This window comes from Paraburkholderia unamae, from assembly GCF_003268775.1.
In the GTDB taxonomy this organism is placed as follows: domain Bacteria; phylum Pseudomonadota; class Gammaproteobacteria; order Burkholderiales; family Burkholderiaceae; genus Paraburkholderia; species Paraburkholderia unamae.
Map to the genome: position 1 here is coordinate 396,350 of NZ_QLSU01000005.1, position 15,734 is coordinate 412,083.

The 15,734-nt window shown below is 62.7% G+C and carries 15 protein-coding genes, 2 tRNA genes and 1 pseudogene; 13 read left to right on the top strand and 5 right to left on the bottom strand.

Annotated features, from left to right (window positions below):
* Window positions 1–558: 558 nt before the first annotated feature.
* The 3 genes from C7401_RS11300 (at window position 559) to C7401_RS11310 (ending at window position 4,529) form a co-directional block, all read left to right on the top strand.
* The gene (locus tag C7401_RS11300; RefSeq protein ID WP_112171440.1) at window positions 559–2,151 is read left to right on the top strand and encodes a UbiD family decarboxylase; all 1,593 of its coding nucleotides are present in this window, start codon (window positions 559–561) and stop codon (window positions 2,149–2,151) included.
* 139 nt (window positions 2,152–2,290) lie between these two features.
* Window positions 2,291–3,763, top strand: coding sequence for an NAD-dependent succinate-semialdehyde dehydrogenase (locus C7401_RS11305; protein WP_112171441.1), 1,473 nt, complete (start codon window positions 2,291–2,293; stop codon window positions 3,761–3,763).
* A gap of 91 nt (window positions 3,764–3,854) precedes the next feature.
* A complete protein-coding gene (locus C7401_RS11310; RefSeq protein ID WP_112171442.1) occupies window positions 3,855–4,529 on the top strand; it encodes a LysE family translocator in 675 nt (224 codons plus the stop codon).
* Between the two features lie 126 nt (window positions 4,530–4,655).
* Here the strand turns inward: C7401_RS11310 and C7401_RS11315 are convergent, their stop codons facing one another.
* Window positions 4,656–4,976 carry a hypothetical protein gene (locus tag C7401_RS11315; protein ID WP_112171443.1) on the bottom strand — a complete coding sequence of 107 codons (321 nt, stop codon included), beginning with the start codon at window positions 4,974–4,976 and terminating at the stop codon, window positions 4,656–4,658.
* A 400-nt stretch (window positions 4,977–5,376) separates the two neighbouring features.
* On the bottom strand, window positions 5,377–5,538 hold the full coding sequence (locus C7401_RS44930; RefSeq protein WP_165841897.1) for a hypothetical protein: 162 nt from the start codon (window positions 5,536–5,538) through the stop codon (window positions 5,377–5,379).
* Window positions 5,539–6,063: 525 nt separating this feature from the next.
* Between C7401_RS44930 and C7401_RS11325 the strand changes: the two genes are divergently transcribed.
* The 5 genes from C7401_RS11325 (at window position 6,064) to trmB (ending at window position 8,731) form a co-directional block, all read left to right on the top strand.
* Window positions 6,064–6,384 (top strand): EthD family reductase, encoded by a 321-nt coding sequence (locus C7401_RS11325; RefSeq protein WP_112171445.1) that lies wholly within the window; start codon window positions 6,064–6,066, stop codon window positions 6,382–6,384.
* Window positions 6,385–6,489: 105 nt separating this feature from the next.
* Complete coding sequence (locus C7401_RS11330; protein WP_112171446.1) at window positions 6,490–7,053, top strand: YggT family protein; 564 nt, start codon at window positions 6,490–6,492, stop codon at window positions 7,051–7,053.
* Window positions 7,054–7,163: 110 nt separating this feature from the next.
* Window positions 7,164–7,238, top strand: a tRNA-Gly gene (locus C7401_RS11335).
* Window positions 7,239–7,515: 277 nt separating this feature from the next.
* Window positions 7,516–7,725, top strand: a complete 210-nt coding sequence (locus C7401_RS11340; protein WP_133254495.1) for a hypothetical protein — start codon at window positions 7,516–7,518, stop codon at window positions 7,723–7,725.
* A gap of 223 nt (window positions 7,726–7,948) precedes the next feature.
* Window positions 7,949–8,731, top strand: a complete 783-nt coding sequence (trmB, locus tag C7401_RS11345) for a tRNA (guanosine(46)-N7)-methyltransferase TrmB (RefSeq protein ID WP_112171448.1) — start codon at window positions 7,949–7,951, stop codon at window positions 8,729–8,731.
* Window positions 8,732–8,787: 56 nt separating this feature from the next.
* On the opposite strand, the gene C7401_RS11350 is transcribed toward trmB, so the two are convergent.
* The 3 genes from C7401_RS11350 to C7401_RS11360 all read right to left on the bottom strand — a co-directional run bounded on the left by C7401_RS11350 (window position 8,788) and on the right by C7401_RS11360 (window position 10,752).
* On the bottom strand, window positions 8,788–9,645 hold the full coding sequence (locus C7401_RS11350) for an undecaprenyl-diphosphate phosphatase (protein ID WP_112171449.1): 858 nt from the start codon (window positions 9,643–9,645) through the stop codon (window positions 8,788–8,790).
* A 100-nt stretch (window positions 9,646–9,745) separates the two neighbouring features.
* The gene (locus tag C7401_RS11355; RefSeq protein WP_112171450.1) at window positions 9,746–10,333 is read right to left on the bottom strand and encodes a DUF1439 domain-containing protein; all 588 of its coding nucleotides are present in this window, start codon (window positions 10,331–10,333) and stop codon (window positions 9,746–9,748) included.
* A 107-nt stretch (window positions 10,334–10,440) separates the two neighbouring features.
* The gene (locus C7401_RS11360; protein WP_112171451.1) at window positions 10,441–10,752 is read right to left on the bottom strand and encodes a YkgJ family cysteine cluster protein; all 312 of its coding nucleotides are present in this window, start codon (window positions 10,750–10,752) and stop codon (window positions 10,441–10,443) included.
* A gap of 248 nt (window positions 10,753–11,000) precedes the next feature.
* Between C7401_RS11360 and hemN the strand changes: the two genes are divergently transcribed.
* The 5 genes and pseudogenes from hemN to C7401_RS11385 all read left to right on the top strand — a co-directional run bounded on the left by hemN (window position 11,001) and on the right by C7401_RS11385 (window position 15,617).
* A complete protein-coding gene (gene hemN, locus C7401_RS11365; RefSeq protein ID WP_112171452.1) occupies window positions 11,001–12,386 on the top strand; it encodes an oxygen-independent coproporphyrinogen III oxidase in 1,386 nt (461 codons plus the stop codon).
* A 98-nt stretch (window positions 12,387–12,484) separates the two neighbouring features.
* Window positions 12,485–12,569, top strand: a tRNA-Leu gene (locus tag C7401_RS11370).
* Between the two features lie 185 nt (window positions 12,570–12,754).
* Window positions 12,755–13,720 (top strand): annotated as a pseudogene (locus C7401_RS11375) (tyrosine-type recombinase/integrase).
* Window positions 13,721–13,771: 51 nt separating this feature from the next.
* Entirely contained in the window at window positions 13,772–14,767 is a 996-nt protein-coding gene (locus C7401_RS11380; RefSeq protein ID WP_112171453.1) for a ParA family protein, read from the top strand.
* Between the two features lie 61 nt (window positions 14,768–14,828).
* Window positions 14,829–15,617 carry an SIR2 family NAD-dependent protein deacylase gene (locus C7401_RS11385; protein WP_181565547.1) on the top strand — a complete coding sequence of 263 codons (789 nt, stop codon included), beginning with the start codon at window positions 14,829–14,831 and terminating at the stop codon, window positions 15,615–15,617.
* Window positions 15,618–15,734 lie beyond the last annotated feature (117 nt).

Here is a 15,734-nt window from a genome sequence, read left to right on the forward strand (position 1 = left end):
CACCGCGCGCCCTGGCTGGTGCGGCAGCGGTGTCGGGAAAACGGCAAGTACGCCGTGTGTGGAACTCCTTTGGTATGACCAGGCACGCGATGTGCGCACACGGAGTTCTCACGCGAACAGCCAGCGCAAAGAGGCGCTGGCGAGAACAGCCAATCTAGACCGTGAACAAGCCGTGCAGGGATTCGGCTATACGGCGACGCGTTGCGTCTGAAGGACCGGGAAGTGGCTAAAAATTGCAAGCCCTGCAACCAGTGTGGACGGATTCTATCAGCGTTTTATAGATCGTCAATACTATAGAATGTCAAAACTATAACTAATTGTAATGATGAACGGTGTTCATTCCGTTGGAAACCGCGCGCCAAGTACGTCTGCGGCGGTTATGCGGATTAGCCGCCAGCGTGTGCCAGCCAACACAGGTAAAATCGACAATCGTTACACCGCGTTTCGTCCGGCTTTTCGCGCCGGCCGCGGATCCCGCAGCCGCCCGATGCGGCCCTCAAGTTGGCCACGCGGGCAGGCTACCGAGTTGTCCACCGAGTTGCCCACGACTGGCTCCCGATGAAATACAAAGACCTGCGCGACTTCGTTGGTCGCCTGGAGACGCTCGGCGAATTGCGCCGCGTCCCGCAAGCCGTCTCCCCCGTGCTGGAAATGACCGAACTGTGCGACCGCGTCCTGCGCGCGGGCGGTCCGGCCCTACTCTTTGAGAACCGCTCGACGCATGCGTTCCCGGTGCTCGGCAATCTGTTCGGCACGCCGCGGCGCGTCGCGCTCGGCATGGGCATCGACGCGCCCGGCAGCGACGACGGCGGCAAGGGTGACGATAGCGCCGCGCTGGAGTCGCTGCGCGACGTGGGGCGCCTGCTCTCGGCGCTGAAGGAACCGGAGCCGCCGCGCGGCCTGCGGGATGCCGGCAAGCTCTTCACGCTCGCCAAGGCCGTCTGGGACATGGCGCCGAAAACCGTGAGCGCGCCGCCCTGCCAGGAGATCGTCTGGGAAGGCAACGACGTCGATCTCGCGAAGCTGCCCATCCAGACCTGCTGGCCCGGCGACGCCGGTCCACTCATCACCTGGGGACTGACCGTCACGCGCGGCCCCAACAAGACCCGCCAAAACCTTGGCATCTACCGCCAGCAGCTCATCGGCCGCAACAAGCTCATCATGCGCTGGCTCGCGCATCGCGGCGGCGCGCTCGATTTTCGCGAATTCGCGCTGAAGCATCCCGGCAAGCCCTACCCCGTGGCGGTCGTGCTGGGCGCCGATCCGGCCACCATTCTCGGCGCCGTCACGCCCGTGCCCGACACGCTGTCGGAGTACCAGTTCGCCGGCCTGCTGCGCGGCGGCCGCACCGAGCTCGCGAAGTGCCTGACGCCCGGCGTCGACACGCTCCAGGTGCCCGCGCGCGCGGAGATCGTGCTCGAAGGCTTCATCTACCCGCAGGCGGGCGAGCCGAGCCCCGCGCCCGCCGGCGCACCGCCGCGCCCCGCGAAGGGCGCGAGCGCCGCCTACGAGCACGCGCTCGAAGGCCCGTACGGCGACCATACGGGCTACTACAACGAGCAGGAGTGGTTTCCCGTGTTCACGGTCGAGCGCATTACCATGCGCCGCGACGCCATCTACCATTCGACCTATACGGGCAAACCGCCCGACGAGCCCGCGGTGCTCGGCGTGGCGCTGAACGAAGTGTTCGTGCCACTCCTGCAAAAGCAGTTTCCCGAGATCACGGACTTCTATCTGCCTCCCGAGGGATGCAGCTACCGCATGGCGATCGTGCAGATGAAGAAGAGCTACGCCGGGCACGCCAAGCGCGTGATGTTCGGCGTGTGGAGCTTCTTGCGCCAGTTCATGTATACAAAGTTCATCGTGGTGGTCGACGATGACGTCGATATCCGCGACTGGAAGGAGGTGATCTGGGCGATCACCACGCGTATCGACCCAGCGCGCGACACGGTGCTCGTCGAGAACACGCCGATCGACTATCTCGATTTCGCGTCGCCGGTGGCGGGCCTCGGCTCGAAGATGGGGCTCGACGCGACCAACAAGTGGCCCGGCGAAACGGACCGCGAATGGGGCCGCGCGATCGAGATGGACGCGGCCGTGAAGACGCGCGTCGATCGCCTGTACGACGAGCTTGGCCTCGGCCGCAGCTAGCCATCGCACACGGCTTGCGACCCGGCGCGGTGCGCCGGCCGAATCATCCGCGACGCCCTATTCGCGACGCCGCGCTTCCCGCATCGCGGCCCGTGCCAGGCACGAGGCGCGATGCCAGTGAACCTGAGGAGACACGAAGATGAGCTTGTCCGCATCCGAGCGCCTGACACAACTGGACGACCCCGCCCTCTTCAAGACGCGCGCGTATATCGACGGCGAGTGGAGCGGCGGTGCGGCCACGTTCGCCGTGCTCGACCCCGCCGACAACGCCGAGATCGCGCGCGTGCCTGACTTCGGCGCCGACGAGGCGCAGCGCGCCATCGCCGCCGCGAACACCGCGCTGCCCACGTGGCGCGCGAAAACGGGCAAGGAGCGCGCAGCGGTGCTGCGCCGCTGGTTCGACCTCGTGATCGAGCACGCCGACGACCTCGCCGCAATCATGACCGCCGAGCAAGGCAAGCCGCTTGCCGAAGCGCGCGGCGAAGTGCTGTACGGCGCATCGTTCCTGGAGTGGTTCGCCGAAGAGGCCAAGCGCGTGAACGGCGACGTGCTCGCGAGCCCGGCCGCCGACCGCAAGCTCGTCGTGCTCAAACAGCCGATCGGCGTGTGCGCGTCCATCACGCCCTGGAATTTCCCGATCGCGATGATCACGCGCAAGGTCGCGCCCGCCATCGCCGCGGGTTGCACGATCGTCGTGAAGCCGGCCGAGCAAACGCCGCTATCGGCGCTCGCGCTCGCCGAACTCGCCCAGCGCGCGGGCGTGCCCAAGGGCGTGTTCAACGTGGTCACGGCCGACTCGGCGAACTCCATCGCGATTGGCAAAGCGCTGTGCGAGAGCGACGTGGTGCGCCATCTGTCGTTCACGGGCTCGACGCCGGTGGGCCGCATCCTCATGGAGCAGTGCGCGCCGACGGTCAAGAAGGTTGCGCTGGAGTTGGGCGGCCACGCGCCCTTCATCGTGTTCGACGACGCCGATCTCGACGCCGCCGTGGAAGGCGCGATGATCTCGAAATACCGCAACGCGGGTCAGACCTGCGTCTGCACGAACCGCTTCTACGCGCACGAGAAGGTCTACGACGCCTTCGTCGAAAAGCTCGCCGCCGCCTCGCGCAAGATCAAGGTCGGCAACGGCTTCGAGGATGGCGTGAATCAGGGGCCGTTGATCGACGACGCGGCCGTCGCGAAGGTCACGCAGCACATTGCCGATGCGACCGCCCAGGGCGCGAAGCTCGTGGCGGGCGGCAAAGTCAGCTCGGGCCGCTACGTGGAGCCGACGGTGCTCGCCGACGTCACGCGCGACATGCTGATCGCGCGTGAGGAAACCTTCGGACCGGTCGCCGCGGTGTTCCGCTTCAGCGACGAAGCCGAGGTGATCGGCCTCGCCAACGACACCGAATTCGGCCTCGCCTCCTACTTCTATAGCCGCGATATTGGCCGCGTCTGGCGCGTGGCCGAAGCGCTCGAATACGGCATGGTGGGCATCAACACCGGGCTCATTTCGAACGAGGTCGCGCCGTTCGGCGGCGTCAAGCAGTCGGGCCTGGGGCGCGAAGGCTCGAAGTACGGCATCGACGAATATGTCGAGCTCAAATACCTGTGCATCGGGGTTTGAGATTCACTTGAACCACTGACCGGCGCATCGCCCGCGCTCTCGCACGCGGGCGGCGCCGGCGCGCAGTCCATACCAACAAGAAATCGTTTTCATGCCTCACGTCTCCCTGCTTTCCGACGGCTTTTTTCTGTCGCTTTCGCTGTGCCTCGACATCGGTCTCGTCAACGTCGCCATCATTTCGCTCACGCTCACACACGGCTTTCGCGCGGGCTTCTGGCTCGGCCTCGGCTCGTGCCTGGGCGACCTCATCTACGCCGCGCTCGCGCTTGCGGGCATGGCCGCGCTGTTGCAGTTTTCGGCCGTGCGCTGGATCGTGTGGATCGGCGGTTCGGCGCTGCTGCTGATGCTCACCTGGAAGATGGCGCGCGAAGCGCTCAATCCGGCAACGGCACCTCCCGTGGAAGGCGAAGCCGACAGCACCGCCCCGCTGCCCAAGCCGTGGCGCAGCTTCGGGCGCGGCGTGCTGCTCGCGCTCTCGTCGCCGAGCGCGATTCTGTGGTTCGCGGCCGTCGGCGGCGCGCTGATCGCCAAATCGGGCGCAACGAGCGCGGGCGCGGCTTCGCTCTTTCTGCTGGGGTTCTTCGCGGGCGGGCTCGGCTGGACCCTGTTCCTGTGCGGCCTCGCGAGCCACGGGCGCAAGCGCGCCGGCACCGGCCTGCTGCGCGCCTGCCACGTCCTCTCGGCGCTGCTCTTCGCCTGGTTCTCATACAGCGTGATCGTGCACGGCTATCACGACCTGATCCTGCAAGGCGCGGCCGCGACGTAATGCGCGTGCGTGCGACGCGTTAGACGCGTTAAGTGCGCTCAAAAAGAAACGGCGCAACGCGGCATGAGCCGGCGTTGCGCCGTTCGAAAAGCTTGATGCCCGGGCGGCCCATGCCGCCCGGCACGCTCAATGACGGTAGTAACCACCGTGGCCGTAGTAGCCGCGACCGTAATAGCCACGGCCGTAGTAACCGTGGTGCCAGTACGGACGGCCATAGTAGCCACCGTAGCCGCCGACGACGACGGCGGGCGGCGGCGCATAGACCACCGGAGGCGGCGCGTAGACGACGGGCGGGGGCGGCGGTGCGTAGACCGGCGCGGCATAAACCGGATAAGCCGGGGCCACCGGGATACCGATGCCGATACCCACCGAAACGTGCGCCTGAGCCGCGCTGACGAACCCCACACCCAGCGCAGCGGCAACGATGAACGAAACGGTCTTTTTCACTTCTCTTCTCCTGGCGGCGGCCAACGACGGCGACGCTCACATGACGGGCACAGCCCACGTATTCAATGTATCGAAAACGGGGACGCGCAATGGTAGCCATTTGTTTCGAATTGCAATCCCGTTCGCGGGCCGCCAGGCGCCTTGCCAGGCCCGCCCCGCAAGGCAGAGGCCCCAAAGCGCCGCAAGCGCGCCTCGTCGAGGCGCAATTCGTCACACATTCGACAATCCCGTCATTCTTACCGGCACAGCCGCGCCTCCGTGTAACTTTCCCGGTAATGTTTGATTACAAATTGGTTGATCAAGCCCGGAAACGACGATGCCCGGTCCTGAGACCGGGCATCGTGTCGAGTCAGTCGGCCGGCCGCACGAGCGCAGCCGGTCGTGTCGTGGAAGTCCTCCGCTATCCGACCTTTACGTAGGTGAACTCGCGCGTGACGTTCGGTGGCACGTAAGCGCCGCTGATGCGTACGCGCGGCGAGAGGCGCTTTTTCTGATCCCACCAGCGGCGGCGTTGAACGGGCGTGAGGAACCTCAGATGCTTTCGGTAAGCGAATATGCTCATGGCGAACTCCCCGAATCGGACTACCGACAGGAACAAACCCAATTGCACGACTGCAACAACGAAACCGAAACGATTAAAAGTATTGTGCTCAGATTCCGCGACAGCAATTGCGGTGTTGCGAGATAGCCTCACTGGCATCTTATATGTGCAATGGACTATCCGTTGCGCCATGCGCGTGTTGGGCGCGGGCTGCTCCGCAGCCTCAGCAGAGACCGTGCCGCGCGCAACATCGGCAGTTGTAATCGAAGCGTCGGCGCAGCATCGGTACGAAAGCGAACATTTCGCGCGCCGGGCGCGGCGCCGGCGCAACACCCGCTCCAAGGCAGCGCGCCTGGTCCGTCGGAAGCACTGTAGCGGATCGCGGAAAACCCTGACGCGAGAGCCAACACTTTCCGTCACTTCAATAGCGCCGCTCCGACTCCGCCGCTTTGCGCGAGGCGCGCGCCGGCACAATGATCGTGAATACTGGCAAGCCGTAAGCCGTGTTAATGTTGCGCCCACGGGACTCACCGACGAGAACGCACAATGATCAAGGTCAGCATCCTCTATCCGTATCGCGAGAACGGGCGTTTCGACACCGGGTACTACTGCACGCACCACATGCCGCTTGCGGCGAAGCTGTTCGGTGACTCGCTCCGGGGCTGGTCCGTCGATATCGGCATCAATGCGGGGCCGCCAGGCACGCCGCCCCCGTATGTCGCGGCCGGGCACTTCCTGTTCGAGACGGTCGATGCGTTCTACGCCGTATTTCAACCGCACGCCGACACGCTCCTCGACGACATTCCAAACTATACCGACGGCGGAAATGGCACGATTCTGATCAGCGAGATCAAGGTGTCCGTCTGAGCGCACCGCACCCGGTGCAACGAGACCGGATAGACCGCGACCTCGCCTGACAAGCCGCCACACGCCAACCACGCTGCCACTTACCACAAGAAGGAAACAACACCGATGTTCGGCGATATCGCCCGCTTTCTGCTCAATACGGTCTTCACACTGTTCGGCGCGGCGCTGCTGCTGCGCGCCTGGTTGCAGTACGTGCGCGTGCCGCCGTACAACCCCGTCACGCACGCCATCCAGCAGGTCACCAACTGGCTCGTGCTGCCGCTGCGGCACGTCATTCCCGGCGTGCGCGGCATCGACTGGGCCAGCGTCGTCGCGGCGCTCGTCGCGGCCGTCGTCTATGTGCTGCTGATGGTGTGGATCGCGGGCGTCGACCCGTTCGGCCTCTTGCCGACGCTTCTGATCGTAGCCGTGCTCACGCTCGTGAAATGGGCGCTCAACCTGCTGATCTGGCTGACGATCCTGATGGCGCTGCTCTCGTGGCTCAACCCGCGCTCGGCGGCAATGCCCGTGCTGTTCCAGTTGACGGCGCCGTTCCTGAACCCGCTGCGCCGCATCCTGCCGAACCTGGGCGGGCTCGACCTCTCGCCTATCCTGCTGTTCGTGATCGTGCAGGTGCTGCTGATGGTGGTTACGCGCGCAGCCGTTTCGCTCACGCTCTTCGGGATCTGAACGGAACCCCGGTGCTTACCGGTTTGCGTATCTGACGGCGCGCCTTGCGCCATCAGATACGGTTGCGTCATTGCGCAAACGCGTGAAAACCGCGTAAAATGGCGCGCTCTGCGGGCGTCGTATAATGGCCATTACCCCAGCTTCCCAAGCTGGAGACGTGGGTTCGATTCCCATCGCCCGCTCCACGTCGGCTTACCGACCTCTCTTCGAGGCGTCGAGCGCCCTTCCCGGGCCGCCCCTGCACGCTTCACCGGCACACGCCGGGCAGACCTGAACTCCTCCGTTGCACAATGCAGTCTGGCGCTTCTCGGGTTCTCCCGCACGCGCCGCGAGCCGGTCAGCCGATCCACTGATACGCCATATTGCCGGGTCAGCCGGCGGGTTACGCACGACCGCACGACTACCGCAAAATGACTCGCCGCGCGCCCTCGGGCGCGCCAGTCTCCAATGGAAGAATTCTTCATGTCCCGGACGAGCGCGATCGCCTTGATCGTGAGATCGCGCAAGTCCCTTCTCGCCGACGCCGAAGAGCGCATGCCCGCCGACGCCGAGCGTCTGAACGCCGCCGCCGCGGACCTCACCCGCCTGCTGCTCGACGTGCGCGCCGGTCGTGTGAATGCGTTCGAGCTGAACCAGCCCACGCGAATGCGGGTTTTCATTTCCGCCGACTGACTGAGCCGGCCGCACTGACTGCCCGGTAACACCGCGTGACGCAGCAGGCCGACCGCCCCGCGCCCCGCCGGAGCCGTTGCGCCGCGCTGATATAATGCGCGACGGCTGTGGAGCCGCCAGGCTCCGAGCGCGCAGCGGCGCATCAGGCGCCCGCATTACGGCGCAGCCCGGCCCCCTTACCGATAGCCGCGAAATCCGCCGCTCTCACGACCCATCCGCGAAGATGAATCACGATCCCAACGACGCAGTCCGCCCCGACTGCACGCCGTCCGACGCAGCGGACGCCGCCTCCGATACGAACGCACAATCCGGCGCCACCGCCGACGACGCCCTGCACCATCGCCGCATCCGTAGCTTCGTGACCCGCGCCGGCCGCGTCTCGACCGGCCAGCGCCGCGCGCTCGACGAATACGGCCCGCGCTTCGTCGTGCCGTACACCCCCGAGGCCGCCGACTGGGACACCGTGTTCGGACGCCATGCGCCGCGCGTGCTGGAGATCGGATTCGGGATGGGAGCCAGCACGGCGGAAATCGCCGCGCTGCGCCCGCAGGACGACTTCCTCGGCGTGGAAGTCCACGAGCCGGGCGTTGGCGCGCTGCTCAAGCTGATCGGCGAGCAGAACCTGAGCAATATCCGCATCATCCAGCACGATGCGGTGGAAGTGCTCGAACACATGATCGCGCCCGCGAGCCTCGACGGCGTGCACATCTTCTTCCCGGACCCGTGGCACAAGGCGCGCCACCACAAGCGCCGCCTGATCCAGCCGAAGTTCGTCGCGCACCTCGTCTCGCGCATGAAGCCGGGCGCGTACCTGCACTGCGCGACCGACTGGCAGAACTACGCGGAACAGATGCTGGAAGTGCTCGGCGCGGAACCCACACTGGAAAATACGGCCGCCGACTACGCGCCGCGCCCCGATTACCGGCCGGTCACGAAGTTCGAGCGCCGCGGCCTGCGCCTGGGTCACGGCGTGTGGGATCTGGTGTTCCGCCGCCGCGCGGACTGAAACCGCCAGCCGCAAGAAAAACGGGCGCCATGATGTCATCGGCGCCCGTTGTGTTTTTAATCGTCCCAGCCTAGCCCGCCGCCGTAACCGAGCAGCAGGATCACGAGACCGAACACGATGCGGTACCACGCGAAGGCCGTGAAGTCGTGCGAAGCGACGAAGCGCAGCAGCCAGCGCACGCACGCGAACGCACTCACGAACGCGGCGACGAACCCGATTCCGAAAATGCCGAGCCAGTCCATGGAGAGCACTTGCCAGCTCTTGTGCAGTTCATAGACGGTCGCGCCGAAGATCACGGGAATCGCGAGGAAAAACGAGAACTCGGTCGCGACGCGCCGATCGAGGCCGAACAGCATGCCGCCGATGATGGTCGAGCCGGAGCGCGACATGCCCGGAATCAGCGCGAAACACTGGGCGCAGCCCACCTTGAACGCATCGAGCGGCGAGATCTCGTCAATCGAGTTCACGCGCGCGCCGCGCTGCTCCGCGACCGGCCGCCCTTTTGCGGCGGCGCGCATACGGCTTTCGACCCAAAGGATGACGAGACCACCGCCCACGAGCGCGAACGCCACGGGCACCGGCGCGAACAGCACCGACTTGATCGCCTTTTCGAAACTCAGCCCGAGAACGACCGCCGGAATCGTCGCGATGATCACGTTGAGCGCAAAGCGCCGCGCGTCGGGGCGCCTGGGCAGGCCCACGATCACGTTGCCGATCTTGCGCCGGAACTCCCAGCACACCGCGAGGATCGCGCCGAACTGGATCACCACGTCAAAGGTCTTGGCAAACTCGCCCTCGAAATTAAGCAGGCTGCCCACGACGATCAGATGCCCCGTGCTCGAAACGGGCAGAAACTCCGTGAGGCCTTCGACGATGCCGAGAATCAAGGCCTTGCAGGTCAAAATCCAGTCCATCCCTTTTATCCCTCTTTTTTCGTGAGAACGCGCGTGGGCTGTGCGGCGCGCGCCACGCCACACAGCCGACCACGACCACGCGCGCCGCTTTCTCGCCGGCCTACTTCTCGACGATCTGCACGCGTATGCCGTTTGTAAGGATAGTGATTGTACCGGGTTCGTAATTCACGCCGGCAAATTGAAGTTGTTCCGGCTTGAAGGTGTAGACGGGATAGTTGTTGAGCAACTGGGTAGCGACGAGCGCCGCGACCGCGTTGACCTGCGGCGCATAGGCGGCCGCGCTGCCGGCCATGTCGACGCCGTCGACCGAGGGCGAGCGGAGCACGACGGCATGGCTCGCGCCGTCGTAGGCGAGCTCGCTGGAAATCGTGAACGCACCGCTTACGGGCTGCTGCATCAGCGGGCTTTCGAGGTGCGCGTCCAGGCGCACGGCTACGCGGTTGCGATCGGGCTGCAACGTCACCACGGGGTTGGTGAGCGAAACATCGAAGATCTGCTGCATGGACCGGTGATACGGAAACTTGCGCTGCACCGCGTCCTGCACTTGCTGCTGCGAAAACGTGTAGTGATCGGGGATGAACGGGAAAATCCCCGTCGCACACGCGCCCAGCGACATCGCCGTACCCGCCGCCGCGCAGGCTGCGAGCAGGAAGGCGCGCCGGGAAACGCGCGTTGCGTTCTGGATCATGCGAAATCTCCTTGTTTGGCCGGGTGAAGCCAGGTGAGGCCGAATGTAGCCAAGTCTGAGCGCCGATATTCTGGCGCAAAGCGGCGCGGGCGCGTTGTGCGGCGTGGTTAGCGCGCGCCTTGCGGCTGGGTTTGCGCTTCGAGCCGCGTGAGCCAAGCAATCGCTTCCCCGCGCGAAGTGCCGCACATCTCCGCCTGCGGCTGCAACCCCGAGCAGCACGCCGGCCGCGACGGCAAGCCAAAGATCATGCAGCGCAGGTCTTCGCCGAGCTGCACGCAGCGCACGCCGGCCGGCTTGCCCTCAGGCATGCCGGGAATCGGACTCGTGATGGACGGCGCGATGCAGCACGCGCCGCAACCGGGGCGACACGCATGAGCTGTGACATCGGGCTGAGAATCGGGGGGAGAAACAGTACTCACTTCGGCTTCCTGAAACGCGGGCTAAATCTGGCAAAACGTGAATGCCGGAACGCGGCGAGCGCGGCGGCAAACCAGACGACCAGACGCATTGTGCCATTGCCCACATGCGACCTTTTTACACAATCGCTTCTTCCGACACGCTCTTACACTTTGACCATCTGGTGCTGTAGGACAAGCACACCGGTGCGCGGGCTCCCGCCGCGCCGGATGCCGCCCGCCCACGCGCCGCCCTTCCACGAGAGCCCTGCATGAGCGACGCCGACCTGCTCTTTCGCCCCGACCTGCTCGCCAAATACGGCGCCAACGGCCCGCGCTACACGTCCTACCCCACCGCCCTTCAGTTCCGCGACGACTTCGATCCCGGCGACTACCGCCGCGCCGCCGCCGATCCCGGCGCAAGCGACACCGATCTCTCGCTGTACTTCCACATCCCGTTTTGCGACACCGTCTGTTTCTATTGCGGCTGCAACAAGGTCGTGACGAAAAACCGCGGCCGCGCGAAGCCCTATCTTCAACAGCTAATCCGCGAGCTGGAACTCCAGGCCGCACTGTTCGACACCCATCGCCCGGTTTCGCAACTGCACTGGGGCGGCGGCACGCCCACCTTTCTCTCGCTCGACGAAATGAGCGCGCTCATGGCCGCAACGCGCGAACACTTCGCGCTGCGGCCGGACAGCGAAGGCGAATACTCGATCGAGATCGACCCGCGCGAAGCCTCGGCGCAAACCGTCGCGCATCTGCGCTCGCTCGGCTTCAACCGACTGAGCCTCGGCGTGCAGGACTTCGACCCCGTCGTGCAGCAGGCGATCAACCGTATCCAGCCGCTCGAAATGACCGTCGACGTGATGAACGCCGCACGCGCGAACGGCTTCGAGTCGATCAGCGTCGATCTGATTTACGGCCTGCCGCACCAGAACGTCAAAAGCTTCCAGCGCACGCTGGAGACGATGCTGCTGCTCGCGCCCGACCGCATCTCGGTTTTCGGCTACGCGCACATGCCGCATCTGTTCAAGATGCAACGGCAGATGGACGAAAGCACGCTGCCCACGCCGGCCACGCGCCTCGCGCTGCTGCGGCTCGTGGTCGAGCAGTTGACCGAGGCGGGCTACGTGTATATCGGCATGGACCATTTCGCGCTGCCCACCGACGAACTCGCGCGCGCACAGGCGCAGCGCACGCTGCACCGCAATTTTCAGGGCTACAGCACGCGCGCCGACTGCGATTTGATCGGCTTCGGCGCCTCGTCGATCGGCAAGGTCGGCGACGTCTACGCGCAAAACGCGAAGGATCTGCCCGGCTACGGCGCGGCCATCGGCGCGGGACGGCTTGCCATCTCGCGCGGCGTGCGCCTCACCGCCGACGACCGCCTGCGCCGCGACATCATCACTGAACTCATGTGCAATCTGGAATTGCGCTACGACGAGTTCGAAGCGGCTTACGGCGTGCGCTTCCCGGCGGCCTTTGCCGTCGAGCTCGAACGGCTGCGCGAATTCGAGCGCGACGGCCTCGTTGCGCGCGGCACCAACCGGCTCGAAATTCTGCCCGCCGGGCGGATGTTCGTGCGCAATATCGCGATGGTGTTCGACCGCTACCTCGGCACGCAGCGGCCCGAGCGGTTCTCGCGGACGATTTGACGGGCCTCGCGTCGCATGGTTGCCTGAGCCGCCGATTTGCGTCATAATCTACGGCTACTTCGAGCGCTTGTACGTTGGCGCTTGAGTTTGCGATGTACGCCTCGGTGGTGAAATTGGTAGACGCGCCGGACTCAAAATCCGGTTCCGAAAGGAGTGCCGGTTCGATTCCGGCCCGAGGCACCAAAGATTATTCCGGCAAGTTCCGGCGAAGTACAGAAACCCGCGACAGCACAAGGCTTCGCGGGTTTTTTGTTTCCTGCGTGTTCCGGGTTGATCCGTGGGCAGCCGGTGGTATCGGGTGGTATTTTTGGTGGCATCGGGCCAGTTACGACCGCATTTCGCGCAGCGATACCACCGGACATACCACCATGCCGCTCACCGATACCCAGATCAGGAATGCCCGCTTCAACCCGGACGGCACAGGCAACCGCCTGTCTGACGGCGGGCGCATGTACCTCCAAATCGCCCAGTCCGGCGCGAAGTACTGGCGCATGAACTACCGGTTCAACGGGAAGGACAAGACGCTGGCGCTCGGCGTCTACCCCGCCGCGCCACTGGCAGCGGCTCGCAAGTAGCGCGACGAGGCGCAAGAGAAGCTGGCAGCCGGCATCGATCCCGGCGAGGCGAAGAAGGCGGGCAAGCGCGCTGCCCGCCTGGCGGCGATCAACACGTTCGAAGCCGTCGCCTTGGCGTGGATGGACGAACGCCGCCCCTATGTCGAGCCCGCGCAGTATGACAAGACGCTGGCGCGCTTCAAGAACGACGCCTTCCCGTGGCTCGGCACTCGCCCGGTTGCCGAAATTGAGGCGCCAGAAATCCTGGACGTGCTCAAGCGCGTGGACAGCCGCGGCGCGCGCTTCACGGCGCACCGCTTGCGCGGCGAAATCAGCCGCGTGTTCCGCTACGGAATCAAGGAAGGTCTGTGCAAGGCCGATCCGGCGCGCGACCTGCTCGGCGCGATACCACCATCCTAGACGACGCACTTCGCATCCATCACAGAGCCCGCCAAGGTGGGCGAAATGCTGCGCGCATTCGATGGCTTCAGCGGCACGTTTCCCGTGCTCTGCGCACTCCAGCTCGCGCCGATGCTGTTTGTCCGGCCCGGCGAGCTGCGCAAGGCGGAATGGGAGCATTTTGACCTCGACAAGGACGAATGGCGCTATCTCGTGAGCAAGACAGACACGCCGCACCTCGTCCCGCTCTCAACGCAGGCCGTTGCGATCCTGCGAGAGCTGCACGCGCTCACCGGCTCCGGGCGTTACGTGTTCTCTGGCGCACGCGACCGGAACCGGCCGATGAGCGTCGGAAACCCTCGCAAATCCGCCGACAAATGAGAACTGTCGGCTAGAATCACGCCATCGCTGTCAAACCACGAAGCCAAGCCTATGAAATCAATTGCTTTTTTTACTAATAAGGGTGGCGTTGGCAAAACGACCCTGACTTGCAACTTGGCCGCGTACTTGGCAATTCATGAGGGGAAGAAGATCCTGATCGTGGATGCCGATCCGCAAACGAACGCTACCCAATATATGTTTAAGGACAGCGTTTTAAAGGAAATTTACGATAAGAAATCGGCATTCACGATTTATTCGATGGCTCGCCCTCTCTCGCAGGGCAAAGGGTTTTCCACAGCAAACGAATTCAGAGAATCCTCGGCATTCAAAGTGGACGTGTTGTTGGGCGATCCGCGTCTTGCGCTGATTGAAGATACGCTTGCGTCAGACTGGAATTCTGGTGGTGTACGAGGTATCCGGACCACCTACATGTTTCGGGAATTTCTCAGCAAATGCGGAGATTATGATTATGTTTTTTTCGATATGGGTCCGTCGCTAGGTTCAATTAATCGAGCAGTGCTGATCGCATGTGATTATTTTGTTTTGCCATTATCGATGGATATTTTCAGTATACGTGCGACCGAAAATATTTCGACATGGCTGAGAGATTGGAAGCGGCGATTAGAGTTGCAAATCAAGGCACTCCCCGACGCAGCGGAAACTGAAATTGCCGATCTGAACTTCCGGCTACGTCTTCTCGGTTACGTAAATCAGCAATATACGGCAAAGCGAGATGCTTCGGGCGAACGCAGGGCAGTCAAAGCTTACGAAAAGATCATGTCGGAAGTACCGCAAGCGATCGAGAAGACATTGATGAAAGACCAGACCGAGCCCGCTGGTCTTGACTACCAGCTAGGATCAATCCCGAATCTGCATAGCTTGATCCCCATGTCACAAAACAGCCGTAAACCGGTGTTTGAACTTAAAAAGGCAGATGGAATCGTAGGCGCGCATTTCATTAAAGTCAAAGAATCATTGGATTTGTTTTCAGGCATTGCTGTGAATTTTGATCACAACATTGGGGTCTTGAATGATTTCTTGGCCTGAAGATCTAGTGTCTGCGATTGCGAGACGGCGTTCGGTTTTGTTTCTAGGAGCAGGCGCTTCCATGACATCGGTCAATGCGGCAGGCCAAAGGCCGCCTTCATGGAAGGGGTTCTTGGAGGCAGGGATTATGCGCTGTACGGGAAGCAAGACCGAAATGAAAAAACTCTTAAAAAACGGGGATTATCTCAGTTGTTGCCAGCTTATAAAATACAAAATGGACCACGATTGGGTGCCTTTTGTAGAGCAACAGTTTTTAAATCCACAATTTCTTCCCAATAAGCTTCATGAGGCGGTATTCTCACTGGACTCATCGATCGTTCTTACTCCAAATTTTGATAAAATATTTGATAATTATGCGGCAGCGCAAAGTCACAATTTATTAAAAATAAAGAAATATTACGATGACGATATTCCGCGAGTATTGAGGGGTGGCGGAAATCAACGGTTAATCTTGAAGATACATGGATGCATTGACACCCCTGATAGATTGATTTTTACGCGCGAAGATTATGCTGACATTAGAAATAAAAACGCTAATTTTTATAAGGCTATTGATGCGCTTGTGCTGACTCACACCTTTCTGTTTGTTGGGTGTGGGATGAACGATCCTGATCTGGCGTTGGTTCTGGAGCAATATGCGCGTTCGTTCGGAGCGGCGCCGCCCCAGTATGTCGCTCTTTCGGGAAAGATATCCAACGAATATAAAAGACTACTTTCAAACAACTATAATCTGAGGGTGCTTGAATATTCGTCCGCACACGACCATAAAGAATTGCTGGATTCCGTATTGGTTCTAGTGGACCTTGTCGAGGCGGAGAGAGCGAAGCTCGCCGGCTCAACCTTGTGGTGACCGACCCGAGGCGAGAATAGATAGTCGGGTCTGAAAAATTCGAAGAGCCCCGTGCAGCAAGGGTTTAAAGCGGAAAGTTGTTGATGCATTTGCAGGATCCTGGCAGATTATGGGTAG